The 24,633-nt window shown below is 62.3% G+C and carries 22 protein-coding genes and 1 tRNA gene; 15 read left to right on the top strand and 8 right to left on the bottom strand.

The genetic code is table 11. From position 1 onward, the window contains the following. Window positions 1-23 precede the first annotated feature (23 nt). The 4 genes from ACR3EL_RS18730 to ACR3EL_RS18715 all read right to left on the bottom strand — a co-directional run bounded on the left by ACR3EL_RS18730 (window position 24) and on the right by ACR3EL_RS18715 (window position 4,820). On the bottom strand, window positions 24-425 hold the full coding sequence (locus tag ACR3EL_RS18730; protein WP_170341629.1) for a hypothetical protein: 402 nt from the start codon (window positions 423-425) through the stop codon (window positions 24-26). A gap of 126 nt (window positions 426-551) precedes the next feature. Then, a complete protein-coding gene (locus ACR3EL_RS18725; RefSeq protein WP_170341627.1) occupies window positions 552-2,270 on the bottom strand; it encodes a dynamin family protein in 1,719 nt (572 codons plus the stop codon). Window positions 2,271-2,277: 7 nt separating this feature from the next. Beyond that, a complete protein-coding gene (locus ACR3EL_RS18720) occupies window positions 2,278-4,290 on the bottom strand; it encodes a dynamin family protein (protein WP_170341625.1) in 2,013 nt (670 codons plus the stop codon). Window positions 4,291-4,292: 2 nt separating this feature from the next. Then, the gene (locus ACR3EL_RS18715) at window positions 4,293-4,820 is read right to left on the bottom strand and encodes a hypothetical protein (RefSeq protein ID WP_254437824.1); all 528 of its coding nucleotides are present in this window, start codon (window positions 4,818-4,820) and stop codon (window positions 4,293-4,295) included. A 640-nt stretch (window positions 4,821-5,460) separates the two neighbouring features. Between ACR3EL_RS18715 and ACR3EL_RS18710 the strand changes: the two genes are divergently transcribed. Next, window positions 5,461-5,545 (top strand) — tRNA-Leu (locus ACR3EL_RS18710). Window positions 5,546-5,589: 44 nt separating this feature from the next. Here ACR3EL_RS18710 and ACR3EL_RS18705 read toward each other — a convergent pair. Continuing rightward, a complete protein-coding gene (locus ACR3EL_RS18705; protein WP_480722582.1) occupies window positions 5,590-6,111 on the bottom strand; it encodes a winged helix DNA-binding protein in 522 nt (173 codons plus the stop codon). A gap of 182 nt (window positions 6,112-6,293) precedes the next feature. Between ACR3EL_RS18705 and ACR3EL_RS18700 the strand changes: the two genes are divergently transcribed. From ACR3EL_RS18700 to ACR3EL_RS18675, 6 genes are all read left to right on the top strand, one after another. Beyond that, window positions 6,294-7,265 (top strand): TRAP transporter substrate-binding protein, encoded by a 972-nt coding sequence (locus tag ACR3EL_RS18700; protein ID WP_480722580.1) that lies wholly within the window; start codon window positions 6,294-6,296, stop codon window positions 7,263-7,265. 65 nt (window positions 7,266-7,330) lie between these two features. Then, window positions 7,331-7,882 (top strand): TRAP transporter small permease, encoded by a 552-nt coding sequence (locus tag ACR3EL_RS18695; RefSeq protein WP_306372397.1) that lies wholly within the window; start codon window positions 7,331-7,333, stop codon window positions 7,880-7,882. A 9-nt stretch (window positions 7,883-7,891) separates the two neighbouring features. Beyond that, complete coding sequence (locus ACR3EL_RS18690; RefSeq protein WP_170341618.1) at window positions 7,892-9,187, top strand: TRAP transporter large permease; 1,296 nt, start codon at window positions 7,892-7,894, stop codon at window positions 9,185-9,187. An 8-nt stretch (window positions 9,188-9,195) separates the two neighbouring features. Then, window positions 9,196-9,924, top strand: coding sequence for a 5-oxoprolinase subunit B family protein (locus ACR3EL_RS18685; RefSeq protein ID WP_170341617.1), 729 nt, complete (start codon window positions 9,196-9,198; stop codon window positions 9,922-9,924). Further along, entirely contained in the window at window positions 9,921-10,937 is a 1,017-nt protein-coding gene (locus ACR3EL_RS18680) for a 5-oxoprolinase subunit C family protein (protein WP_170341615.1), read from the top strand. The genes ACR3EL_RS18685 and ACR3EL_RS18680 overlap by 4 nt, the downstream gene beginning before the upstream one ends. A 17-nt stretch (window positions 10,938-10,954) precedes the next feature. Next, entirely contained in the window at window positions 10,955-11,728 is a 774-nt protein-coding gene (locus ACR3EL_RS18675; protein ID WP_170341614.1) for a LamB/YcsF family protein, read from the top strand. Between the two features lie 22 nt (window positions 11,729-11,750). Here ACR3EL_RS18675 and ACR3EL_RS18670 read toward each other — a convergent pair whose 3' ends face one another. Further along, window positions 11,751-12,764: a LacI family DNA-binding transcriptional regulator gene (locus ACR3EL_RS18670; protein WP_093963281.1), complete on the bottom strand. Its 1,014-nt coding sequence runs from the start codon at window positions 12,762-12,764 to the stop codon at window positions 11,751-11,753. A gap of 219 nt (window positions 12,765-12,983) precedes the next feature. On the opposite strand from ACR3EL_RS18670, the gene ACR3EL_RS18665 reads away from it, so the two are divergent. The 8 genes from ACR3EL_RS18665 to nadC all read left to right on the top strand — a co-directional run bounded on the left by ACR3EL_RS18665 (window position 12,984) and on the right by nadC (window position 21,835). Beyond that, window positions 12,984-14,291, top strand: a complete 1,308-nt coding sequence (locus ACR3EL_RS18665; RefSeq protein ID WP_480722573.1) for an extracellular solute-binding protein — start codon at window positions 12,984-12,986, stop codon at window positions 14,289-14,291. Window positions 14,292-14,354: 63 nt separating this feature from the next. Further along, the gene (locus ACR3EL_RS18660; RefSeq protein WP_093963282.1) at window positions 14,355-15,236 is read left to right on the top strand and encodes an ABC transporter permease subunit; all 882 of its coding nucleotides are present in this window, start codon (window positions 14,355-14,357) and stop codon (window positions 15,234-15,236) included. Between the two features lie 36 nt (window positions 15,237-15,272). Continuing rightward, the gene (locus ACR3EL_RS18655) at window positions 15,273-16,157 is read left to right on the top strand and encodes an ABC transporter permease subunit (RefSeq protein WP_170341801.1); all 885 of its coding nucleotides are present in this window, start codon (window positions 15,273-15,275) and stop codon (window positions 16,155-16,157) included. 10 nt (window positions 16,158-16,167) lie between these two features. Next, window positions 16,168-17,208: an ABC transporter ATP-binding protein gene (locus ACR3EL_RS18650; protein ID WP_170341612.1), complete on the top strand. Its 1,041-nt coding sequence runs from the start codon at window positions 16,168-16,170 to the stop codon at window positions 17,206-17,208. After that, window positions 17,208-18,218: an endonuclease/exonuclease/phosphatase family protein gene (locus ACR3EL_RS18645; protein WP_170341992.1), complete on the top strand. Its 1,011-nt coding sequence runs from the start codon at window positions 17,208-17,210 to the stop codon at window positions 18,216-18,218. Before ACR3EL_RS18650 ends, ACR3EL_RS18645 begins: the two co-directional genes overlap by 1 nt. A gap of 142 nt (window positions 18,219-18,360) precedes the next feature. Beyond that, a complete protein-coding gene (gene nadA / locus ACR3EL_RS18640) occupies window positions 18,361-19,413 on the top strand; it encodes a quinolinate synthase NadA (RefSeq protein WP_480722571.1) in 1,053 nt (350 codons plus the stop codon). Window positions 19,414-19,421: 8 nt separating this feature from the next. Beyond that, window positions 19,422-21,014: an L-aspartate oxidase gene (locus ACR3EL_RS18635; protein ID WP_170341610.1), complete on the top strand. Its 1,593-nt coding sequence runs from the start codon at window positions 19,422-19,424 to the stop codon at window positions 21,012-21,014. Continuing rightward, complete coding sequence (nadC, locus tag ACR3EL_RS18630) at window positions 20,987-21,835, top strand: carboxylating nicotinate-nucleotide diphosphorylase (RefSeq protein ID WP_170341608.1); 849 nt, start codon at window positions 20,987-20,989, stop codon at window positions 21,833-21,835. The genes ACR3EL_RS18635 and nadC overlap by 28 nt, the downstream gene beginning before the upstream one ends. Before the next feature lie 7 nt (window positions 21,836-21,842). On the opposite strand, the gene ACR3EL_RS18625 is transcribed toward nadC, so the two are convergent. Next, a complete protein-coding gene (locus tag ACR3EL_RS18625; RefSeq protein ID WP_170341607.1) occupies window positions 21,843-22,661 on the bottom strand; it encodes a M90 family metallopeptidase in 819 nt (272 codons plus the stop codon). Window positions 22,662-22,702: 41 nt separating this feature from the next. Further along, a complete protein-coding gene (locus ACR3EL_RS18620) occupies window positions 22,703-24,547 on the bottom strand; it encodes an amidohydrolase (protein ID WP_170341605.1) in 1,845 nt (614 codons plus the stop codon). Window positions 24,548-24,633: the final 86 nt, after the last annotated feature.

The following is a 24,633-nucleotide window of genomic DNA, read 5'->3' as shown; positions in this document are numbered from 1 at the left end:
GCCGTGACCCCCTCTGGTCCCGTCTAAACTGCGGCCGCTACCGGCCCCAGGCTGAGATGTGATTTCGTAAGCGTCAGCCCGATATTCGCGCTGTCGCGGCAGATGTAGCAGACCACGTGTTCCGGATAGGCCCGGGTCCGCATGAAGATGTGCAGCCGGTCGTTCGAAAACACCGAGATTTCCCCAAATCCCGGGTTCTCCGGATCCTGTAGTCCGGCCGAGGCCAACAGCGCTTCGAATGCTTGAACGCCTCGGCCCTGAAACAGGTTTGCCACTGCAACGGCGAGGGTTTCCAAGGCTGTGCCATCCTCGGTCTCGGTTGCCGACATGCCCAGAAGCATGCCCGTTTCCATGTCGACATATCCCGCTGCGATGCAGTCGGGAATGGTCTCCATGGCGGTGGTCAATGCGGCGTCAATCGTCATCTAAAGCTCTATTATCCCTTATTAAGCCCAAAGGCGCAGCGGTTCGAAACCGTCGCGCCGCTGAGTAGCATTGCCGTTCGGGACGGGAAACGGTCTATCGTTTCCCAAGTGTCCCTTGAGGCCCGGTTACAACACATGCCACTCCGCCCTGTCTTTCGGATTTGGCACGGGTTGAATCGTATCCTGTTCGTCGCGCCCGGTGTGCTCGTGAGCGATCTTGTCGAACTCCTCAAGAAAGGCCTGGAACACGGCGTGCAGCCCGTCCACGTCTTGGGGAATATCTTCACTGGCCGCGATTTCCCGCCACATCGCCGCCGCGCTGAGCGGAGCTCCTGCCGGCACGCTCAAAAGGTGTTCCAGCGAGGTTTCGCCTTCACCGACCTGCTCACAGGGCGCTTCGGCTTCCTGGTCTTCAGGGGTTTGTGCCGCGACCAGGCCGTTCGATTCCGGCTCAGGTTCATAGGTCGTGGCATCGTCACCCTGTTGCTGGGACAACAGCGAAGCGATGGACGAGACCGAGTCCTCGACACTGGGTCCCGGGGTCTCGTCCTGTTCGTCCGTTACCGGCGCGGGGGTCTCGCCAACCAAACGTTCGGACAGCGTGGCCAGCAGGTCTTTGTCCTGCGCGCCTTGATCGGTGGTCTGGTCATCGCTGTCTGCGATCAGCATTTCGTCGTCCTCGACATCGAGCGTATCGTCATCGATCTCGTCAAAGTCTTCGTCGTCCAGCTGAGACACCGCTGTCGAAGTTGCCGCGACGCTGAGCCGATCCTCAATTTCGTCTCGGAACAAGGCCCGCAAATCGTCATCGGGCACCGGCGACATTTCGGCGCGCAAACGGTCGGCGTCATCCGGGTTGATCCGCTCACGTTCGGTCGACTCGCCGCGGCGCTCCACCCGGGCCGGTCGAACCGGGAAGGTTGCGATCACATCGTCCGAGTTCCGGACTGCTTCGAATCCATCATCCTGATCCAGCGGGTTGGTCAGCTTGAAAGGTGCGGGTTCCTCGGTCGCGGTCTGGCGATCGGACCGCTCGGGCCGCACCGGTTGGACCGGGGGCGTGCCGGCGAGGCTCTTGTCGATCTGGTAGCGGGCGAGCTTTTCCGCACGGCTGTCCATGATCTGCTCGGTGATCTCGAGAAAGCTGTCAATCATCTTGCCGCCGCCGCTGCGCGACCACAGCTCGGCGTCGCCCGTTTTGTCACGCGCGATGATCGCGTCACGGGCGGAAAACAGGATTGTCCGATTGAACAGGTGCCCCGCTTCGCGGTTGATGCGGCGCAGCACTTTCTGGCGGTCTTTCAGATCCAATGCGTCCGCGCGCGTGACCAACAGAAGCGAGTTGTGCTGAAGCCGTTCCGGCAACGAAACCCACGTGGCGCGTTCGGTCTCGCGCCAGGCTTGGGTCGAGTGGGTACACCACAGCACCCCGTTGGCCTGACCCACCGCACGGCGCCAGACATCGGCCTGGATTTTGGGGTCTGAAATGCCGGGCGTGTCGATCAGGTCGACAGCCTCGAGAATGTCCGCTTCAAGATAGATGCGGATGAACTGCGCGTCGTTGACGCCCACCTTGTCCAATTCGTCCAAACCAATCGGAGAAGTGGTCCCGTCATGGCGCTGGACGTAAGCGGGTTTGTTGCCCCAACTGAACCAGACCGGCGGCAGCTGGGTGGCCGTCACCTGCGTCGGTAGGGCCTGCTTGCGCAGCAGGAAGTTCATGAGCGTGGACTTGCCTGCGCTGAACTCTCCCATCAGCGCAAAAACTGGTTTGCGGCGGGACCACTGCTCGATGCGTTCCCATGCCCGAGGAGAGACGAAGCGGATTTGTGAATCTTTTGCCATGGCTTTCTTACGCTGCTTCGTTGCTGAGGTCTTTGAGGATGTCGCCGAGGATTTCGTCACGAGATTTCTTCGGCTCGAGCCCGGCCATCAGGTCCGGGGAGGTGCCCGGTGCCTTCTCGGCCGATTGCGAGATGCTCAGAAGGGTTTCCTGCTGCTCGCGCATGAAATCCGACAGGACGGCCCGAACATTTTCCAGAACGGCTGCGATCTGCGTTTCTTCAAGGTCCTTGGTGATCGAATTGGCTTCTGATGCGATAAGGCGGGTGTAGTCCGCCGCATAGGCTTCAAACCCTTTGCGGCGTTGCCACCAGCGTCGCCACCATGTGCTTTGAAGGTCCAGGGCGATCGTTCGGCCAATGCCCAATGGAGGCGGTACGCGCGGCACAATGGGTGCCTCGATGCTGAATTCGCCCAAGTGGTTGCCCAGAAGCTTCTGATACAGGGCCTCGACATCCGCGGCGGCTGCGGAATACAGCGCGCCGGCGTCCTTGCGCATTGCGCGGGCAAAGCTGAAATAGGCGGCCTTCTGCAGGGTACGAAGCCCGGCCGGATCGTATTGCCAGGTGCCCTGTTCGCCGTTCTGCTCGAGATGCGCGATCAACGAGTCGGTAGCACGTTTGACGAAGTTTGCCTCGGCCGATGCCAGACGTTCCAACACCTTGTCGCGCAGGGATGTCGTCAGGGCAGCAGCTTTCTTGTCATATTCGGCCGCGACAGTGGCGATCGCATCTTCGGGTGACACGCCGTCCAGATCGCGAACAACACCGCCTCCGCCAGACAGGCTCTTGGCGACCGAGGTGGCGCGAATCTGACTTGCGATGTTGCGGGCGCGGTGACGGACCCGATCCAGAAGACGCGTGCCTGCGCCTTGGGCGATCCGTTCGTTCATGGCCAACAGCAGGTCAGGCAGACCAGAAAGGGCCCAGATCTTGTCCAGCGATGCGGCCTGATCACCAAAACCGGCGGCCAGATAGAACGTGTTGAGGGCCTGGCGGGAATCGTCGGTGAGAATATCGGGGTTGCCGGTCAGCGCGGCCTCGGCCCACAACGCACTTCCGAAAACGACACTGGTGCTTGTGTCGATGCCATTTTGCTTGAGCGTGTCCTGAATGCGGTCGCGAATTTCGGGGACTTGCTTGACCGGGTCGGTCAGTTCGTCGATCCGGTTGACGAACAGGACGATCTGCCGGTTCTCGAACTGCGCGATAATCCGCATCAGCGCCATGTCCATCGTGGTCAGCGCCTGACTTGCCGCCAAGACCACGACGCAGACTTCCGATCCGCGCAGGCTGCGCAGAGTGATCTGTTCGCGCACCATGAACGTGTCGTTGACGCCCGGCGTGTCGCACAGTTTCAGCGCAATCGGGTACTGCGGAATGTCCATATACAATTCCGCGGCTTTGGTCACGTCGGCGAACCGGCCCGTTTTCGGATTGATGTCCGGATCGTCTTCGTCACCCAGGCAGACATAGCGCTGGATCAGCTCTTCGTCGAAATAGTCATACTGGTGGCTTTGGCCCAGGATCAGGTCGAAGTGCTTGCCAAGGCGTTCTTCGGACTTGGCCTTCATCTGCGCGATCTGACGACGGATGTCTTCCATTTCGTCGTCGGCGCCTGCGCGATTGGCCAGTTCGCCCAAACGGCCACCGCCGACCATCAGGTTGTCCCATTCTTCCTGCTCGAAGAAGGTGAACTTGGATCTGTATTCACCGGGCAGGCGGGTGTTGATGTTCAGCGTGGTCACAACGGAGGTCCACGGGTTCACATCCGACGGCAGCAAACCAGGCCGACCGGCCAGAATGTTGACGATCGAAGATTTGCCCGCCTTCACCTGCCCGACGAAAGTGACGCTGGCGGTGAAGTTTTCCATACGGGTCTTGAGCGTGGCCAGCCGCGCAGTCGAGCGCGCATCCGCCACCTCTGTCAGTTGGTCGATCTGTGTCGTCAGTGCGGACATGGCTTCCGACATCGGCGCCAATGCCTCGTTTCCTACGGACAAAAGGTGGTCGTTGCGGGCCATGTTCAGCCTCCGGTTCCGGTTGCAGCGATTTGGGTATGCCCGGATTCCGTCAAACTGGCAGGCGCAATGCCTGAAAAGCTGTCGATCCGGGCGATCAGTTCGAGAGCGTTGCCCAGCATCTCGGCCTCGGTTCCGGGCGAGATGGTATCGAAGGCACGCGAATCGGCCAGCACTTCGATCGAGCTGAAGCGGGTTCCATTGTCCAGGCGCGCGACCCGACGTCCGGTCGGGAACCCATTGGATTTGGCCGATGGAAGGGGCATTCGCGCATTAGCCAACAGGTATTCGTTGCCCTCATGTGTCTTCAGGGCGATGCCGAAACCCGTGTTCGGGAATTGCTGGTTGAGGTTTTTGAGCTCGCCGACAAAGCTTTCTCTTGCAAGAAAGACGACGTCTTGCTCGGTGGCAGCGGAGTTGATCTGTTCGGTCACGACTGAGACCCTTGTACTGGAGTTGAGCAAAAAAACTCGTACGGTGCCGAGAAGGCGAAAAAGACTCATTAACTCCTTGGTAGACAGAATTACCTTCATCACGGTGTTATTTTGACGTGATTGAGATATTTTGGCGTTTGAAATGTGGCGCAATTATGGTGACCGTTGCATGACAATGCCGCAACTTCAGGATGTATTAGTCAAAATAGGCAGGACCGCCGGGTTTGAAACCGGGGTGTGTTTCGGCGTGCGATTGGGTTAGTCGTGATGAATTCGACTGATGGTTATTGTTCTGTAAAATAGGTGAAAAATGGAAAACCAGATCAGAGGTTGAGTGCACGCCACGGCAGAAGGCGGAGGGACCGCATTGCTATGGGTTCAGTGTGGGGTTGATGAGGGTGGTCGAGACGTCCCCATGCGATCCACAACGTCAGCGAGAATTTTGTAATTTTCGAAAATTTGGGAATGTGTCCAAAAACAGAACAATTATGGCGTTTTGTTTCGTTCCAAAAACGACGGGTCTCAGCGTTATGAATTCCATTTGGCGATAAAAATAAACCGGGAAGCCGGATGCCACACATTCTTGCGCCGTTGCGCGGGTCGATCTTCCCCTCGCCTTGGTAATTTCCATTGTTTCCCAATGGGGGTCAATATTCCGCCGCAGACGGCAAGATTCCCTCTCGCGCTTGTCCAAAAGGTTTGTTATCAGCCCTTCCATTCGGCGCGTCGGCGCCGTGTTGCGGGTGTGGCGAAATTGGTAGACGCACCAGATTTAGGTTCTGGCGCCGCAAGGCGTGGGGGTTCAAGTCCCTCCACCCGCACCATTATCTTTTTTCCCGATCATGCTGCGTGGGCGGATGCTGAGGCGCTACAGTGACGCCGCCGCGCGGCTGGATTGATCATAATGGCCGGATAGGGCGCGCAGGTCGCGGGCCAGGTCCCTCAGATCCGGGCCCGACAGGTCGGTGGCTGACAGCCCTTCCAGCAGGCACTGCTGGCGAACTTTCCGGTAGGCGTCGCATAGCTCCACGCCCTCGGGCGAAGTGCGGTAGAACACCTCTTTCCCGCGCTTTTCCGAAGTAAGCAGCCCGGCCTTGAGTAGTTTCCGCAGGGCGTAGTTCACGGTGTGGCTGTCCTCGATGTTCAGAAGAAAGCAGATGTCCGTCAGGCGCTTGTCGCGGCCGCGGTGATTGACATTGTGCAGGATCAGGATGTCGAGCGGTCCCAGATCGGCCTGCCCGGCCGCGGCCATGCAGCGGGTCATCCAGCGGGAGAACGCGTTGTAGACAATGATCAGGCCGAATTCGAGTTCGGACAGTTCCCAGCCTTCGCCCTCGGCGAGGTGGCGAGAGGAAACGATGCGGCGCGTGTCGGGGGGAGAATCGGTCATGTTGCGGCCTTTTGATCTGCAAAACGCTGAGAAATTATCAGTGTTTTGGCATGGAGTGCGTGTGTTTTCAACGTGCTGACCTTTGGACCCTGCAGCGTTTAGGTCAAAACGATAACAAAACGTTGACAAATCGCAAACGTTGAGTCAGCTTCTGCGCCAGTACTCAAGCAGGGAGAGCCAAAATGAAACTGATGAAGATTGCCGGTGGCGCGGTTGCCGCGCTGGCCGGGTTGGCCATGCAGGTGCAGGCCGAGACCTGGGACATGCCGACGCCCTATCCGGATGCCACCTTCCATACCGTGAACATCCACGACTTCGCCAAGGACGTAGCCGCGGCCACCGACGGCGCCCTGGAAATCAAGGTCCACTCCGCAGGGTCGCTGTTCAAGCACCCAGAGATCAGCAAGGCAGTCCGCAGCGGCCAGGTGCCTGTCGGAGAGTTCTTCCTGTCGCTTCTGGCCAATGACAACCCGGCCTTCGGCGCGGATTCGCTGCCATTCCTGGCCACCAACTATGACGACGCCGAAAAGCTTTGGGCGGCACAGAAAGACGTGATAAACGGTCTGCTGGACGAGCAGGGCATGATGGTGCTGTACGCCGTGCCGTGGCCACCGCAGGGCTTGTACACGACCAAGGAAATCAACAGCGTGGATGACTTGGCGGGCCTGAAGTTCCGAACCTACAACGCTACGCTGGAAGAATTCGCCAACCTTGCGGGGGCCGCACCCACGCAGGTCGAGGTTCCGGACATTCCGCAGGCCTTCAGCACCGGCCGGGTCGAAGCGATGATCACCTCGCCCTCGACCGGGGTGAACTCGAAGGCGTGGGACTTCCTGACCCATTACACCGACATCCAGGCCTGGATTCCCAAGAACGTGGTCGTGGTGAACAAGCGCGCCTTCCGCCGTCTGGATGACGCGACTCAGGCCGCCGTGTTGGAGGCCGCCGCCGCCGCCGAAGCCCGCGGCTGGGAGATGAGCCAGGCCGAGACCGCCAAGCAGACCGCGGTTCTGCAGGAAAACGGCATCACCGTGGTGCAGCCGTCCGAAGAACTGATGGCTGGCCTGCGCGCGATCGGTGCGCAGATGCTCGAGAACTGGACCGCCGAGGCCGGCGACTCGGGCGCTGCGTTGCTGCAGGCCTATCAGCAGTAAACGATCCGACCCGGCCGGGCGCGACACGTCCGGCCGGGGTTCGACAACAAGGGGAGGGGATGGCGATGCTGCGGCGCAGTCTTGATTTCATCTATCGTGCGGCCGGCGGATTGGCGGCGCTGTTCATTCTGGCCATCGTCGTGCTGGTCTTTGCGCAGGTCGGGCTGAACCTGGCCGACAAGATCTGGGCCGCGTTGACCGGGCAGGGCGTGGGCCTGACCATCCCGTCCTATGCCGATTTCACCGGGTTCTTTCTGGCCGCATCCAGCTTTCTGGCGCTGGCCTATGCGCTGCGCGCCGGCGGGCATATCCGGGTGACGCTGCTGATCGGGCGGATGCCCAATGGGCCGCGCCGCCTGACCGAGATTTGCGTGGTGACGATTGCCCTCGCCATGAGCGCGTATGCCACCTGGTATCTGGGTCTGCTGGTGCTTGAGTCGCTGGAATATAGCGACCGCAGCCCCGGCATGGTGTCGGTGCCGTTGTGGATCGTGCAGATGCCGGTCCTGCTGGGGCTGGCCATCCTGACACTTGCCCTGATCGACGAACTTGTCGGTCTGCTGGCGGGCCGCGCGCCCAGCTGGGACGGCAAGGGCGAAAACCTTCTGAGCGAATAGGGCCAGCAGATGTCGATTGCCACGCTTTCCATCATTCTTCTTGTTCTGCTGTTCGCCTTTCTGGGGTCGGGCCTGTGGGTGGCGTTTTCGCTGCTGGGGGTCGGGATCGCGGCGATGGCGCTGTTCTCCGATGCGCCGCTGGGGCTGGTCATGGCGACCACCTTGTGGGGGCACAGCAATTCCTGGGCGTTGGCTGCGCTGCCGTTGTTCATCTGGATGGGTGAGATCCTGTTCCGCTCGCGCCTGTCCGAAGACATGTTTACAGGCCTGTCGCCCTGGATGAACCGGCTGCCGGGACAGTTACTGCATGTGAACGTCTTTGCCTGCGGGATCTTCGCGGCTGTGTCGGGGTCTTCGGCGGCCACCGCAGCCACCATCGGCAAACTGTCGATCCCGGAACTCTCGCGCCGCGGTTATCCCGAGAAAATGATCATTGGTACGCTGGCTGGCTCGGCCACGCTGGGCCTACTGATCCCGCCGTCGATCATCCTGATCGTCTATGGCGTGGCGACCGAGCAATCCATCGCCCGCCTGTTCGTGGCCGGAGTTCTGCCGGGACTGCTGCTGGTGGGGCTGTTCGTGGGCTATGTCGCAATCTGGGCGCTGATCAACCGCGCCAACTTGCCCACCGAGGACATCCGCGCGAGTTTTGCGGAAAAGCTGCGCCGCTCGCGCCGACTGGTGCCGGTGATCCTGCTGATCGTCGGTGTGATCGGCTCGATCTATGCCGGGATTGCCTCGCCCACCGATGCGGCCGCCGTGGGCGTGGTGCTGGCGCTGCTGCTGTCCTGGCGCGAGGGCACATTGACCCGCGCAAGCTTCGTCGACGGGCTGATGGGGGCCACCGTGACCTCGTGCATGATCGCCTTCATTCTTGCAGGGGCCTCGTTCCTGACCGTGGCGATGGGCTTTACCGGCATCCCGCGCGTGCTGGCGGAATGGATCGGGTCGCTGGGCCTGTCCACCTTCACGCTGCTGGCGGCGCTGACCGTGTTCTTCGTGATCATGGGATGCTTCCTTGACGGCATCTCGGTTGTGGTGCTGACGGCGTCGGTCATCATGCCGATGGTGATGCAGGCGGGGATCGACCCGCTGTGGTTCGGCATCTTCCTGGTGATCGTGGTCGAGATGTCGCAGATCACCCCGCCCGTGGGCTTCAACCTGTTCGTGCTGCAATCACTGACCGGGCGCGACATCCTGCGGGTGGCCCATGCGGCGCTGCCGTTCTTCTTCCTGATGATCGTGGCTCTGGTGATCATCGTGGTTTTCCCCGGCATCGTGACCTATCTGCCGAACCAGATGTGACGGGGGCGATGCAGGATTTTCCGATCATACGAACCGCCGGGGTGGACGGGCTGCTGATCAGCTTTGCCGCCGCACTCAGCGAACCGGCCAACCGGGCTGCGCTGGCCTTTCGCGCCGCGCTCGAGGCGGAAAGCTGGGCAGGGGTCGAGGAAACCTCGTCCTCGCTGGTCTCGGCCTTCGTCCGGTTCGATCCGCTGCACATGTCGCATGCCGCGTTGCACCAGCAGGTGCAGGCGCTGCTGGACCAGCGCGACTGGTACGCGGCCGACTTGCCCGGCGGGCGCAGGTTCTGGCGGGTGCCCACCGTCTTCGGTACGGATCTGGCGCCGCAGCTGGGGCAGGCGGCGCAGGCGGCGGGCTTGTCCAAGGCCGAGGCGATCCGGTCGCTGTCCGAAGCGCGGGTGCGGGTGCAGACCATCGGCTTTGCCCCCGGCCAGCCATATCTGGGTGAATTGCCGCCCGCCTGGGACATCCCCAGGCAAAAGGAATTGACCCCGCGCGTGCCCGAAGGCGCGCTGGTGGTGGCGCTGCGGCAGCTTGTGCTGTTCTCGGTCACCACGCCGACCGGCTGGCAGCATGTGGGCCAGACCGCCATCCGTCTGTTCCAGCCCCATGCGCCCGAGCCCTTCCTATTGCGCCCGGGTGACGAGGTGCAGTTCACGCCCACCGATCCGGAAACGCTGGCGCGGATGCGCAGCGATCCGCGCGGCGGCGCAACTTGCGAGGCGCTGACATGAGTGGGCGCCTGACCATTCTGCGCGCCGGTCCGGGCCTGACGGTGCAGGACATGGGGCGGCTCGGATATCTGGACATGGGCCTGTCGCGCGGTGGCGCAGTAGACCGCCTTGCCCTGGCCGAAGGCGCGGCGTTGCTGGGGCAGCCCGACAGTCTTGCCGCCGTGGAAATGGCCGGCATGGGCGGCGAGTTCCAGGCTGATCAGGACCTGCGCATCGCTCTGACAGGCGCCCGGATGCGGGCGCAGATCGATGGCGCGACCGCGGTCTGGAACGCCTCGCACCTGCTGCCTGCGGGTGCCCGGCTCAGCATCGGGCCGGCAGTTGCGGGCAGCTATGGTTATCTCAGCATCGGCGGCGGGGTGCTGGGCGATCCGGTTCTTGCCGCCTGTTCGGCGCATCTGACGGCGGGGATCGGAGCCGTGCTGAAGGCGGGGGACCGGCTGGCGATCGGCCCGGACGCGGGCGGTGCAACCGGCATGACCTTCGACCCTGACGACCGGTTCTCGGGCGGAGAAATCCGCATCGTGGCCAGTTTCCAGACCGACCTGTTCGCCCCAGACGTTCTGGAGCGGCTGCAAGCCACCGCGTTCCGTCGGGACGCGCGCGCCAACCGCATGGGCGTGCGGCTGGAAAGCGACGGACCGGGCTTTCATGTCTCGGGCGGGCGCAGCGTGCTGTCGGAAACCATCGTGCCGGGTGACATCCAGGTCACCGGGGACGGCACGCCCTTCGTGCTGTTGGCCGAGTGCCAGACCACCGGCGGCTATCCCCGCATCGGCACCGTTCTGCCCTGCGACCTGCCCAAGGTGGCGCAGGCCCCGGCCGGGGCCGACCTGCGGTTCCGCTTCGTGTCGCTGGACGAAGCGGTGGCGGCCGAGCGCGCCGCCGCCGAGGCTCGCGCCGCGCTGCCCCGGGCGCCGCGCCCACTGATCCGCGATCCGCGCAGCATGTCCGACCTGCTATCCTATCAACTGATCAGCGGCGCCATCGCCCGCGAAGAGGACGTTTTGTAGAAAAAGGAGCCTGTGCCATGGCACATCATGTCGATCTGAATGCCGATATGGGCGAAAGCTTTGGCCCCTGGAAAATGGGCGATGACGCGGCGCTGCTGAAGATCGTTACGTCGGCCAACGTGGCCTGCGGGTTTCATGCGGGCGACTGGGACGTGATGGCCACGACGATGGCGCAGGCGGTCGAAAACGGCGTGGGCATCGGTGCGCATCCCGGCTTTGCCGATCTGCACGGCTTTGGGCGTCAGCGGATGCACTATCCTCTGCCGTCGCTGCAGAACCTGATCCGCTATCAGGTCGGCGCGGCGCAGGCGATGGCACGGGCGGCCGGCGGACAGGTGCGTCATCTGAAATTGCACGGTGCGCTGGCCAACATGGCGTCCGAAGATCAGGCGATGGCGCGGGCCTGCTACGAGGCTGCGCTGTCGGTGGCTCCGAATCTGATCATCATGGTTCTGGCCGGAACCGCCCAGCAACGCGCTGCGCGCGACCTGGGCTGTCCGGTGGCCTGCGAGATCTTTGCCGATCGCGCCTACAACGATGACGCCACGCTGGTCGACCGCAGCCTGCCCGGCGCGGTGATCCACGACCCTGACCGGGCCGCCGCGCGCATGGTCGAGATGGTCAAGGCCGGGGCGATCATCACCGAAAGCGGCAAGCATATCCCGACCCGCATCGACACGATCTGCCTGCACGGAGACACGCCGACGGCGGTCTCGATTGCGGCCGGTGTCCGCCGTGCCCTGCAGGAGAGCGGAGTGGAGCTCAAGCAGTTCGCCGGTGGCCCTGCCTAGGCTTCTCGATTGACGCGGCTGTTCAATGTGTCTCGCGTTCGATGACGCTGGGGTCCAAAAAGATACTCTCTTCGGGACGGCCGGGATCGACCAGCCTACGCTCCAGCAAAGCAATGATCGCGTCAACGGCTGCGTCGATGGGGTTCCGGACTGTCGTCAGGCGGAATGTCGGCCATTTCGCCATGGCGATGTCGTCGAAACCAACAATCGCCAAATCGCCGGGAACGTTCAGAGACAGATCGCGCGCAGCCGATAGCGCCCCGATCGCCGTGGCGTCATTGGCGCAGACAAGCGCATCCAGAGAGGCGCGGGACAGCAGGCTGCGCGCGGCGCCGTATCCGCTGTCGACCGAGTAATCAGTCGGGTGTTCGGCCACGAGGTCAAGCCCCGCCCGATCCAGCGCCTGGAGGACCCCGGCGCGCCGCCGCGAAGACGAGTAGAACTCCTCGGGCCCGCTGAGAAACCCGAACCGGCGCCGTCCCCGGCTGATCAGCAAGTCGGTGATCATGGTCATGCCATCGGCATTGCGGCAGCAGACATTGTCGACACGGGGCCCTTGAACAGGACGGCCTGACGAGATCATCGGGATGCCGAAGCGCGCACATCTGTCCACGATTTCTTCGGACATGCTGCCGCCGCGCAGAATCAATGCGTCCAACGGATAGCGCAGCAGCTCTCGCAGCGCCTGATCCGTGTTGGCGCCGGTTCGGTCGATCAGAATGGGCCATTTCTTCAACCCGCTCAGGGCTTGGGCCAGTTCACCGACAAAGGCCGAGTCGTAGGGGCTGCGCATGTTGCCGACGAAGACGGCGACCAAATTTGATTGCCCGGCCTTGAGGCCAGCCGCCAGTGCATTCGGTTGATACCCTGTATCGGCCGCGATCTTCAGGATACGTCGACGCTTCTCGGAATCGACGTAGGCTCCGGGCGTGAAAGCGCGCGAAACAGCTGAACGCGAGACGCCCGCAAGGTCCGCAACGGTCTGGGCCGTTGCGCGCCGGGGGCGTTTTGCGTCCTTGTTTCTATCGCTACACATGCGGTTGGCGTTTCGCCTTTTCAGAGGGTTTCAACATTCTTGCAATGAATCGAATCTTTCATCAAACTGTCACGGTTGGAAGCTAGTGAACACGTGTGCACATTTTGCGAAAGGTGTCAGCCTTTTTCTGGATGTGAAATATGTCATCGGGGAAAATACCCCATAGTTTCCAGGGCTTTGGCCCGCCCGTAGGGGCGCAACATGAATCGGAGGAACTACATGATAAACGTCAAAACATGTGCTGCTGCTGCCGCGTTCGCGATGATGGCGAATACGGTCTCGGCCGAAGTCGAGATTACGTGGTGGCACGCCATGGGAGGAGCCCTGGGTGACACCGTCAACCAGATTGCCGAGGATTTCAACGCGTCCCAGGACGACTACAAGATCACGCCGGTTTTCAAGGGTACGTATGAAGAGACTCTGACTGCCGGCATCGCCGCATTCCGTGCGGGTGAACAGCCCAACGTCCTGCAGGTATTCGACGCCGGCGCCGCCACCGTGATTGGCGCCAAGGGCGCGACTGTTCCGGTTCAGGACCTGCTGGAACAGAACGGCGTTGCGTTCGACATCGAGGACTATATCTCGGGCGTTCGCTACTTCTATGCCGACAGCGACGGCAAGATGATCGGGATGCCGTTCAACTCGTCCTCGCCCATCATGTATTACAACGTCGATGCGCTGGAAAAAGCGGGTGTGACGCCGCCGAAAACCTGGGAAGAGTTCCAGACCGTGACGGCCCCGGCGCTGAAAGAGGCCGGCTATATCGGCCTGTCGCAGTCGCATCTGCCCTGGATCTTCACCGAGAACTTCCATTCGCGCCACGACCTGCCGTTTGCCACCAACGACAACGGCTATGAAGGCGCTGACGGCACCAAGATTCTTGTCAACAACGACGCGATCAAGGCACATTTCAGCGCCGTCAAAGACTGGAAAGACAACGGGTTCTTCGAATGGTACGGCACCGGCTGGAGCGACAACCAGACCCCGTTCGAAGAAGGCAAGGTTGCCATCTGGCTGGGTTCGTCCGGTTCGTTCGGCGGCCTGTCCAAGAAGGACCTGCCGTTTGAGTTTTCGGCCACCTTCCTGCCCTATTGGGAAGCTGTGACCAAAGAACCCAAGCAGACCTTCATCGGTGGCGCGGCCCTGTTCGCGATGGCCGGCAAGAGCGACGAGGAAAACAAAGCGACCGCGGCGTTCTTCGAGTTCCTGACCAAGCCCGAAACCCAGTACATGTGGCACCGCGAGACCGGCTATGTTCCGATCACCACCGCCGCCTATGAAATGGCGAAGGGCGATGGTCACTATGACCGTGCTCCGGCGGCCGAGGTCGGCATCAAGCAGCTGTCGCTGCCTGCGGGTGAGAACACCAAGGGTTATCGCATGGGCTTTTACGTCCAGATCCGCGACGTGATGAACCGCGAATATGGCCGGATCCTGACCGGTGAAACCTCGGTCGAGGACGCCTTCAAGGCAATCGAGGACGAAGCCAACGGTCTGCTCGAGCGTTTCGCAAAAACCCAGAGCTGATCCCACTCGCCAAGAAACGGGCGGTCGCAGAAGTGCGACCGTCCTCCCTTTTTCGGAGTTTTCATGAAACGCGCTGGTTTTTCCACTCGCTGGCTGCCGGTTCTTCTGCTGTTGCCGCAGCTGTTGATCATCGCGGTCTTTTTCTACTGGCCTGCCGCTCACGCGGTGCAGTCTTCGTTCTTCCTTCAGGATCCGTTCGGGTTTGGGTCGACCTTCGTCGGGCTGGACAACTACAGCGACCTTGCCGGGAATTCCGAGTATCTCAGCATTGCCTGGTTCACGGTGATCTTCACCGTTTTGGTCACGTTCTTTTCGCTGTCGATCGCGTTGTTGCTGGCCGTGAAGGCCGACAATGTGCTGCGCGGCGCCAAGACCTATCGCACGCTGCTGATGTGGGTTTACGCCGTGGCGCCGCCGGTGGCGGGTTTCATCGGCCTGATCCTGTTCAACCAGAGCTGGGGGCCATTGACCGAACTGGCGCGTTCGATCGGGTGGGATTTCAAACTGGGCGTGAATTTCAATGACACCGCCACCGCGATGGTTATCGTTTCGGTCTGGAAACAGGTTCCGGTGAACTTCATCTTCTTTCTGTCTGGCCTGCAATCGATCCCGCGATCGGTGCGTGAGGCGGCTTTGATCGACAACCGCTCATCCACGGGTCGGTTCTGGGACGTGACTTTCCCCCTGCTGGCGCCGACCGGGTTTTTCCTGCTGATCATCAATATCACCTACGCATTGTTTGATACTTTCGGTGTGATCGACACGATGGTGAAGGGTGAGCCGGGCAACAACCCGATGACGTTGGTCTACAAGGTCTATGTGGACGGCTTCCGCGGCAACGACCTGGGTGGCAGCTCGGCGCAGTCGGTCGTTCTGATGGTTCTGGTTCTGGCCCTGACGGTGTTCCAGTTCCGGCTGGTCGAGCGCCGCATCCACTACACGTAAGGAGGGCAGACAATGACCGAAGCACATACCCCTGCGATGGCGTCCGCCACTTCACCCACCCAAACACGAAAGCGCGGCATCCGGCTGTCCACGATCCTTGATCACACGATCCTGATCGTCGGATCGTTGTTCATGATGCTGCCGCTGCTGATGATCTTCCAGATGACGACCGTTCCGGATGTCGAGGTCATCAAGACCGGACCCAGCCTGACGATCGGGGACGAACTTGGCCCCAACTTCCAGAAGGCAATGTTCGAGGCCTCGGGCTTTTCCGGCCAGAACACGGGCATGAACATGCTCAAAAACTCGTTCATCCTGGGCATCGGTTTTGCCCTCGGCAAGATCATCATCGGCATGATGGCGGCCTATGCGATCGTCTATTTCCGGCTGCGCTTCGCCACGCTGGCTTTCTGGGTGATCTTCACCACGTTGTTGCTGCCGCTGGAGGTGCGCATTCTGCCCTCGTACGAAGTGGTGCAGAAACTGGGGATGCTGAACACCTATCAGGGCCTCATCATCCCGCTGATCGCCTCGGCCACGGCCACGTTCTTCTTCCGGCAATTCTTCCGCTCGGTCCCCGAAGAACTGGTCGAGGCCGCGCGTATCGATGGCGCCGGCCCGGTGAAATTCTTCATCGACATCCTGGTGCCGCTGTCGCGTACGATGATTGCGGCGATGTTCATCATCATGTTCGTGTTCGGGTGGAACCAGTATCTGTGGCCCACCATGATCACCACCGAAGAGGACATGTTCACCCTGGTGCGCGGGATCAAGCAGATCACGCAGGTGCTGGAGGGCAACCGCATTCCCGAATACGGCCGGGCCAACTTGCTGGCGATCATCGCCATCATCCCCCCGGTCATGGTCGTCATCTTTTTCCAAAGCTGGTTCGTCAAGGGCCTGACGGAATCCGACAAGTAAGGCAGAATCAATGGCTCAGGTATCCCTGAAGAACATCCGAAAAATCTATCCCAACGGCGCCGAGGCGCTGACCCCGTCCAGTTTCGACATCGGTGACGGCGAATTCGTGGTTCTTGTCGGCCCGTCGGGCTGCGGCAAGTCCACACTGCTGCGCATGGTGGCCGGGTTGGAAGAAATCACCGAAGGCGAATTGACGATCAATGGCCGCGTCATGAATGACGTTGACCCGGCCGATCGCGACATCGCCATGGTGTTCCAGAACTATGCGCTGTACCCGCATATGACCGTGCGCAAGAACATCGCCTATGGTCTGAAAAATCGAAAGACGCCCAAGGACGAAATCGACCGCAAGGTGGCCGAAGCCGCTTCGATGCTGAACCTGAACGAGTTTCTGGATCGGAAGCCCTCGCAGCTGTCGGGCGGTCAGCGCCAGCGGGTCGCCATGGGGCGGGCCATCGTGCGCGATCCGGCGCTGTTCCTGTTCGACGAGCCGCTTTCGAACCTCGATGCCAAGCTGCGCAACCAGATGCGCATCGAGATCAAGGCGTTGCAGAGGCGTCTGGGCGTGACCTCGATCTACGTCACCCATGACCAGGTCGAGGCGATGACCATGGCTGACCGCATCATCGTGATGAACGCGGGCCGGATCGAACAGATCGGCACCCCGGCCGAGATCTATCACCGCCCGGCCTCGACCTTCGTGGCCAGCTTCATGGGCGCTCCGCCGATGAACCTGATCGGCGCACGTCTGGAGGGCGGCCGCGTGATGATCAACGGCGATACGGTGCTTGCCACGGCCGAAGGGTCTGGCGCGGTGACTGTAGGTGTGCGGCCCGAAGATGTTCTGATCGGGGCGGAGGGCTCGATCGCCTTTCACGTCGAAATCATCGAAGAGCTTGGCGCGCACCGCCTGCTGCACGGGCGTCTGGCCGATCAGGAGTTCACGATCCACGTGGGCAAGGATGTCGAAGCTGCGCCCGGAGAAACGCGGATCTCACTCAAGCCTGACGCGATAAGCCTGTTCCATCCGGAAACCGGAAAAGCCCTGTGATCACGGAGATCGTGTCGTCTTTGCCGCCGGTCTCGGATGATGTCCGAAACCGCATATTGGCGGCGCCGCGAACGGCAAAGGCGCACCGCGCCCTGATGGCGCAGACACCGGCGATGAACGCGGTGCAACTGGGCGGAAACGCAACCCGGGACGTTTTGGGCGCGCGTTTCTCGGCTGCAGCTTGGAATGTGGAACGCTGCCTGTTCCCCGAAGAAAGTGCAGCCCACTTGGCGGCTGTGACCCCGGACATCGTTCTGCTGTCCGAGGTGGACCATGGTATGTCCCGTACCGGTCAACGTCACACGACGGCAGAAATGGCCGACAAGCTGGGTATGGCCTACGCTTTTGGGGTCGAGTTCCACGAACTGGATCTGGGCGGTCCGACCGAGCGCGCCTTTTGCAAGGATGATTTCAACACCCTCGGGTGGCATGGGAACGCGATTCTGTCCTCGGTTCCGTTCAAACGCGTGGCCATGATCCGTCTTGACGACCATGGCCACTGGTTTGCGGCCGAGTCCGGGGCGTCGGATCCGCAACAACCGCGGCTGGGTGGCCGAATGGCGATTGCAGCAGAAGTCGCGACCGAGAACGGGCCTGTATGCGTGGTCTCCACCCATCTGGAAAGCAACGCCGCGGCCGCGCATCGCCATGCGCAGTTTCAGCTTCTGCTGGATGCGCTCGATGAGTTTGCGCCCGGGGTGCCGGTGCTGATCGGTGGCGATCTGAATACCGGCAACCACCTGCCACCGGATTTCGACTGGCGCCGGGAAACCCTGTTTGCTTTGGCGGAGCAGCGCGGCTTTTCCTGGGAGTTCACGACCGAAGGCCACACCACCCGGCCCAGCCTGATCACGCCGCACCCGGACCGGGTGATGAAGCTGGACTGGTTCGCCGGCAAGGGGCTGATCTGCCGCGACCGGGGTCTGCTTTCGTCGCTGACCGCTGACGCCAAGCCGCTCTCGGATCATGACTGTGTCTGGTGCGCGGTTGAAGTGCCTGACGCCGGGTGACTCCGGCCTGTCCGCGATATTTGGTCACGTGGCCAACGTCCCGATGAATTTCGGGGCGTTTTTTCGCGGTTCGACTGTGGAAAACGGTTTGGAAACCCCATAAGAACGAGGCCACCTATTCAACAGGCGGAAAACCAGTCCAGTGTTTGACCTCCCCGCGCAGCGCGCGCATCTTTCCGAGAAATTCGACCTGACCCCGTCGCCCGAGCTGGCCGCCAGCATGAGCGATATCTACGACCGCATGTCGCGTGTCGTCACGCCAGCGGATTGGGCGATCTACGCGCCCTATGTCAAGGCGATCAACGATCTGAAAGCCGAACGCAACGCGGTGATCCTGGGCCACAACTACATGACGCCCGAGATCTATCACGGCATTTCCGATTTCGTCGGCGACAGCCTGCAGCTGGCCATCAAGGCGACCGAGGTCGAGGCCGAGGTGATCGTGCAATGCGGCGTGCATTTCATGGCCGAGACCTCAAAGATCCTCAGCCCCAAAAAGACGGTTCTGATGCCTGACATGGAGGCTGGCTGTTCGCTGGCCGAGTCGATCACCGCCGAGGGCATCGCCGAGATGCGCCGCCGCTATCCCGGCGCGCCGGTCGTGTCCTATGTGAACACCACGGCCGAGGTGAAGGCGGCATCCGACATCTGCTGCACCTCGTCCAACGCGGCGCAGATCGTGGCGGCGATGGACAGCGACACGGTCATCATGACCCCCGACCAGTACCTGGCGCAGAACGTGGCCCGCGACGTGCCGCAGAAGAACGTGGTCTGGTGGGAAGGCTCGTGCATCGTGCACGAACAATACACGGCGCAGGACCTGCGTGAGTTCCGCGAATGGAACCCGGGCACCCGCCTGATTGCGCATCCCGAATGCCCGCCCGATGTTGTGGCCGAGGCCGATTTCTCGGGTTCGACCAGCGGCATCATCAAATATGTCACCGACGAACAGCCCGAAAAGGCGATGCTGATCACCGAGTGTTCGATGGCGTCGAACATCGCAGATGCGCTGCCGCAGGTCGATTTCGTCGGCCCCTGCAACATGTGCCCCTACATGAAAAAGATCACGCTGGAAAAGGTGTTGTACGCGCTGGACACCATGACCGGGCAGGTCGAGGTTGACCCCGACGTGGCGGAAAAAGCGCGCCTTTCCGTGCAGCGGATGATCGACCTGTCGCGCAAGAAGGGAATTTGATCGGGGCGATGCAGACGGTCTCGACCCCTCGGGTGGTCATCATCGGCGGTGGGCTGGCGGCGGTCTATACCGCGCTCAAGCTCGACCCGCACCCGATGGTGATGATCTCGCCCGAGCCGCTGGGCTCGGGTGCCAGTTCGGCCTGGGCGCAGGGAGGGGTGGCGGCGGCGATGGACCCGTCCGACAGCCCCGAAGCCCATGCCCGCGACACGATGCGCGCCGGTGCAGGGTCCGTCCTGCAGGAGGTGGCCGAGTTCGTCACCCGCGCGGCGCGGGATCACATTCTGGACCTGTCTGATCTGGGCACCGGGTTCGACCGGGACGCCGATGGCGGGTTCATCCAATCGCAGGAAGCGGCCCATTCGGTGGCCCGTGTGGTGCGCGTCAAGGGCGACCAAGCCGGTGCCGAGATCATGCGCGCCCTGATAGCCGAGCTAAGGCGGCGTGCTTCGGTCCAGGTGATCGAAGGGGCGCTGGCGGTGGGGCTGGAAAGCGACGGGGCCAAGGTCTCGGGCGTGTACCTGGCGCCGACCGATGCGCCAGGGGCCGAACCGGTGCTACTGCGTGGGGCGGCGCATGTACTGGCCACGGGCGGGTCGGCAGGGCTCTATGCTCGCACCACCAACCCGGCACGGATCCGCGGGCAGGGGATCGGCATGGCCGCACGGGCTGGGGCCCGGATCGCCGATGCCGAGTTCATCCAGTTTCACCCCACCGCGATCGACGTGGGCGAGGACCCGATGCCTCTGGCTACCGAGGCTTTGCGTGGCGAGGGCGCAATACTGATCAACCGCCATGGCGAACGGTTCATGCAAGGCATCCACCCCGATGCCGAGCTGGCCCCGCGCGATGTCGTGGCGCGCGCCGTCTATCTGGAAACCAAGGCCGGCAACCGGCCCGCGCTGGATACCCGCGCGGCGATCGGCGCGGCGATCCGCAGTCAGTTTCCGGCGGTGACCGAGGCCTGCCTGCGCAACGGTGTCGACCCCGTGACCCAACCGATCCCGGTGACCGCGGCGGCGCATTACCACATGGGCGGCGTGGCCACCGACCTGAACGGCCGCAGCTCTCTGACCGAGCTCTGGGCCTGTGGCGAGGCGGCCTCGACCGGGTTGCACGGGGCGAACCGGCTGGCCTCGAACGGTCTGCTCGAGGCGCTGGTCTTTGCCCGCGCCTGCGCCCGTGACATTGCCGGTACTCTGACGGTGGTCGACGCGCCCGAGGTGCGGCTGGGCCTGCCATCGGGCGGCACCGAGCCCGACCCCCTAGCCGTGGCCGAACTGCGTCAGGTCATGACCGATGGTGTGGGCGTGGTGCGCGACGCGGACGGGCTGCGCCGCGCCTTGGGTCGGATTGCCGTGTTGGAGTCGCTGCACGGCCAGTCGCACCTATTCCGTAACATGACCGCAACCGCCACGCTGATCGCGGCGGCTGCGCTGATGCGCACCGAAAGCCGCGGTGCGCACTACCGATCCGATTGTCCTGATACGGCCACGGGGCCGGGGCGGCGGTCTGATCTGACACTGGACGAGGCCGTGGCGCTGCGGTCGAAAATCTTAAAGGAAACGGCAACATGCATCATGCCACTGTCCCCGACCTGATCCTCGAGCCGATGGTCCGCGCCGCGCTGACCGAGGATCTGGGCACCTGCGGCGACATCACCACCCGCACCGTAATCCCGGCGGGCGTGACCTATGCCGCGCGGCTGAACGCGCGTGAGGATGCGGTGGTGTCGGGCATGCAGGTGGCGGCCTTGGCGTTCCGGCTGGTGGACCCGACGTTGAAGATCAAGCCGCTTGTGGCCGACGGGGACCGTTGCACCAAGGGCCAGACCCTGATGGAGATCACCGGCAGCGCGGCTTCGATCCTGTCGGGGGAACGCGTGGCGCTTAACTTTGCCGGTCGTCTGACCGGGGTGGCGACCCTGACCGCCAAACTGGTGGCGCAGACCGCCGGGACCACGGCGCGCATCACCTGCACCCGCAAGACCACCCCGGGCCTGCGCATCGTCGAGAAACTGGCCGTACTGCATGGCGGCGGGTTCAATCACCGCCATTCGCTGTCGGATGCGATCCTGATCAAGGACAACCACATCGCCGCCGCCGGCGGAGTGCGCGCGGCGCTGAGGGCGGTCAAGGCGCGTGCGTCGCACATGACCAAGGTTGAGATCGAAGTGGACCGGCTGGACCAGCTGGCCGAGGTTCTGGAAACCGGCGGCGCCGATGTCGTGTTGCTGGACAACATGACGCCCGACATGCTGGCCGAGGCCGTGGCGATGGTGGACGGACGTCTTGTGACCGAGGCGTCAGGCAATGTCACCGTGGGGACGGTCGCAGCGATCGCGGCCACCGGGGTCGATTATATCTCGTCCGGGGCTCTGACCCATTCCTATCGCACAGTCGATCTGGGTCTGGATTTCTGATCACGAATCACGATGGTTTCGGCCATTTGATTGGATCCAGCCGGAAGTATTTGGACAGCTGCCCGTAGAATTCGGGCGCGGTATCCCTGAGGGCCTCGGGGCGTTCGAAGAACAGCTCGACCGTGACGGCAAAGAACTCTTCGTGTCCGGTGGCGCCATAGGGGTCGATCACCGTGCGCCGGCCTGTCTCGACCGCGTGCAGATGCGCGTCATACGCGGCCAGAAAAACACGTTCCCACTCGGCATAGCTTTGATCTCTGGCCAGAACTGGCACGCCGTTGGTGCCGCCGGACAGATCATCCAGCTGATGCGCGAATTCATGAAACACGACGTTGTGCCCGTCATGATCGTTTGCCGCGCCCTGTTGGCTGTGCGCCCAAGACAGGATCACCGGCCCCCGATCCCAGCTTTCGCCGGTACGGATGATCTCCTGTTCGGTCACGACATAGCCGCTGTGCCGCTGTTGGCGGGACTTGAAGGCATTGGGATAGATCAGTACCGTCGTCAGATTGTCGTACCATTGGTCCGAGTTGACGACCAAAAGGCAAGCTTGTGCGGCGATCGACAGACGCATCTCGTCCGTGACCTCCAGCCCGTCGCAGCCGATGAAACCGACCTGATTCAGGAACAGGTTGATCTTGCCTTCCAAAGTGGCGCGCAACTTGGCAGGCAACCGCTCGAGGATCGGCACCATCGCATGGATGGTTCGCCGCTCCTCATCGCTCAGCGGTGTTAGCAGCAGCGCGGCCTTGGCCCTGGACTTCGACCAGAAATACCAGACCACCAGACCGGCGATTGCCGCAAAAAGGCTCAGAAACAGCACCATGTGGCGACGGTATCTCTATTGCCCCACCTCGGAAAGTCGATTCATTCGGTCGAGGGTCGCGTGAAGTTCGCCAGCCAAGGCCGTTCGACATCCATGCCCTGATACAGCGCATGCAGCAGCAGATGTGCCGTCACCGGGTCCGGAGCAAGGGGGCGTCGGTCTAGTCGCCCCTCCTTGACCGCCGTATCGGCGTCGAAGATCACCGCATCCTCTTTGATGGTGGTCAGCACCCGCAGCTGGGCCAGCGTTTCGGGGTCGACCGCGGTCGGGTCATCCGAGAGGATCACGAAATCGGCCAGCTTGCCCACCTCGATCGAGCCCTTCTGATCTTCCTCGAAATGCTGCCATGCCGGCCAGATCGTCATGGCCTTGAGCGCCGTCATCACGTCGACCCGCTGGTGCGGGCCAAGGATGTCGCCCGACCGGGTGCGCCGGGTGACCGTTGCGGCCAGAACCCGCATGCTGTCGGGAAACGCCACGGGCGCGTCGTGGTGGGTGCCGAACATCATGCCGCGTTCGGTCACCCAGCCGGTTGGCGAGATGTTGTCGGCATTGACCGGCCCGACCGTGTGGTCGCGGTGCCAATCGCCCCAGTAGAAGGTGTGCATCGGAAACAGCGACGGGAACACGCCCAATCGTTTGAGGCTGGCCACCTGATCCTCGCGCAGGAACTGACCGTGCACCAGAACCGGCCGGTTGCCCGGATCGCCATAGGTCAAACGCGCCTCGTCGATGGCGGCGATCAACATATCCGTGGCCCCCTCGCCATTGGAATGGGTCAGGATCTGGAGATCGTTCTCGAAACACCAGTTCACCGCATCCTGCAACTGTTCGCGCGTGATGGCGGCGTATCCGGCATAGCCGGGCGGGTAATCCCCGACCGGATCGTAGTAGGGCCGATCCCGCAGCGCAGTAAATCCTTGCGGCGAACCGTCGATTGTCAGCTTGCACCCGCCGACTCGCACCCGGTCGGCATAGGTGCGCGAGGCGTCCGACGCGATGAAATCGCGCGATTCCAGAACGTCGGGAAAGGCCACGACGTCGATCGGAAGGTCGCCGTCTGCGGCCACCCGGCGCAGGGCCTGAACCACCGCGCCCGAGGAGCGCCCCTCTTGCGCGGTGGTGTAGCCAAAGCGCGCCCACATCCGGCTGCCGGCGCGCGCGAAAGTCTGCAGCCCGTCTTCGCCGACATTGCCAAGCAGAGGCACCAAGGCGCCGAAGAATGCGTATTCCTCCAGCACGCCGTTCGGCTCGCCAGCTTCGTCTCTTCGGATCACGCCTCCGGGCGGGTTCTCGGTTTCTGCGGTGATCCCGGCCAGTTCAAGCGCCTTGGAATTGCCCACCCCCAGATGGCCCGATTGGTGGATGATCATGATCGGAACGTCGCGCGATACCGCGTCCAGTTCGGAACGGGTGGGGTGGCGCAGCTCGGCCAGTTGCGCGTTGTCATAGCCAAAGCCGATCATCATCCCCATCGTTTCGACCGTGTCGCTATTGGCCTCGGCCCACGCGGACAACGCCGCCTGCAGGCTGGCAATGTCGGTGACCTTGCCATCCGGTGGGGCCAGCAGGTTCGCCGACAGGGCTTGCAAACCGCCCATGACCACGTGGCCGTGGCTGTCGACAAAGCCGGGCAGCATTGCGCGCCCGTCCAGGTCAAAGATCGTCGTATCGTCGCCCTGATGACTGCGCATCTCGGCCAGTTCACCTATTGCGATGATCCGCCCATCCCTGACCGCGACCGCCTGTACCGTGGGCCGGGCGTCATCGATCGTCAGAATCGGACCACCGGTATAGATCGTGTCCGCGACCTGTTGGGCAAAAGCCATGTTGCCGAAGGTCAGACCGGCAGCAACGCTCACGGCAGACAGGGATGAAAGACGCATTCCGAACCTCCAGCAGCATATGGCAATGCGATGGAGTCTAGCACGAAGTCCGCGTCTGGCCCGTGCAATATTCAGTTGTCGAACCG

It is taken from the genome of Ruegeria sp. BJ3, from assembly GCF_056535665.1.
This window is presented reverse-complemented; position numbering and strand designations above follow the sequence as displayed.

Excerpts from the sequence above, each read along its gene's own strand:
- ACR3EL_RS18700 (WP_480722580.1), top strand. The coding sequence starts at position 6,294 with ATGAAACTGATGAAGATTGCCGGTGGCGCGGTTGCCGCGCTGGCCGGG.
- ACR3EL_RS18675 (WP_170341614.1), top strand. The coding sequence starts at position 10,955 with ATGGCACATCATGTCGATCTGAATGCCGATATGGGCGAAAGCTTTGGC.
- ACR3EL_RS18685 (WP_170341617.1), top strand. The coding sequence starts at position 9,196 with ATGCAGGATTTTCCGATCATACGAACCGCCGGGGTGGACGGGCTGCTG.
- ACR3EL_RS18690 (WP_170341618.1), top strand. The coding sequence starts at position 7,892 with ATGTCGATTGCCACGCTTTCCATCATTCTTCTTGTTCTGCTGTTCGCC.
- ACR3EL_RS18655 (WP_170341801.1), top strand. The coding sequence starts at position 15,273 with ATGGCGTCCGCCACTTCACCCACCCAAACACGAAAGCGCGGCATCCGG.
- ACR3EL_RS18660 (WP_093963282.1), top strand. The coding sequence starts at position 14,355 with ATGAAACGCGCTGGTTTTTCCACTCGCTGGCTGCCGGTTCTTCTGCTG.
- ACR3EL_RS18625 (WP_170341607.1), bottom strand. The coding sequence starts at position 22,661 with ATGGTGCTGTTTCTGAGCCTTTTTGCGGCAATCGCCGGTCTGGTGGTC.
- ACR3EL_RS18650 (WP_170341612.1), top strand. The coding sequence starts at position 16,168 with ATGGCTCAGGTATCCCTGAAGAACATCCGAAAAATCTATCCCAACGGC.
- ACR3EL_RS18720 (WP_170341625.1), bottom strand. The coding sequence starts at position 4,290 with ATGGCCCGCAACGACCACCTTTTGTCCGTAGGAAACGAGGCATTGGCG.
- ACR3EL_RS18705 (WP_480722582.1), bottom strand. The coding sequence starts at position 6,111 with ATGACCGATTCTCCCCCCGACACGCGCCGCATCGTTTCCTCTCGCCAC.
- ACR3EL_RS18695 (WP_306372397.1), top strand. The coding sequence starts at position 7,331 with ATGCTGCGGCGCAGTCTTGATTTCATCTATCGTGCGGCCGGCGGATTG.
- ACR3EL_RS18635 (WP_170341610.1), top strand. The coding sequence starts at position 19,422 with ATGCAGACGGTCTCGACCCCTCGGGTGGTCATCATCGGCGGTGGGCTG.
- ACR3EL_RS18670 (WP_093963281.1), bottom strand. The coding sequence starts at position 12,764 with ATGTGTAGCGATAGAAACAAGGACGCAAAACGCCCCCGGCGCGCAACG.
- ACR3EL_RS18715 (WP_254437824.1), bottom strand. The coding sequence starts at position 4,820 with ATGAAGGTAATTCTGTCTACCAAGGAGTTAATGAGTCTTTTTCGCCTT.
- ACR3EL_RS18680 (WP_170341615.1), top strand. The coding sequence starts at position 9,921 with ATGAGTGGGCGCCTGACCATTCTGCGCGCCGGTCCGGGCCTGACGGTG.
- ACR3EL_RS18725 (WP_170341627.1), bottom strand. The coding sequence starts at position 2,270 with ATGGCAAAAGATTCACAAATCCGCTTCGTCTCTCCTCGGGCATGGGAA.
- nadC (WP_170341608.1), top strand. The coding sequence starts at position 20,987 with ATGCATCATGCCACTGTCCCCGACCTGATCCTCGAGCCGATGGTCCGC.
- ACR3EL_RS18665 (WP_480722573.1), top strand. The coding sequence starts at position 12,984 with ATGATAAACGTCAAAACATGTGCTGCTGCTGCCGCGTTCGCGATGATG.
- ACR3EL_RS18620 (WP_170341605.1), bottom strand. The coding sequence starts at position 24,547 with ATGCGTCTTTCATCCCTGTCTGCCGTGAGCGTTGCTGCCGGTCTGACC.
- ACR3EL_RS18730 (WP_170341629.1), bottom strand. The coding sequence starts at position 425 with ATGACGATTGACGCCGCATTGACCACCGCCATGGAGACCATTCCCGAC.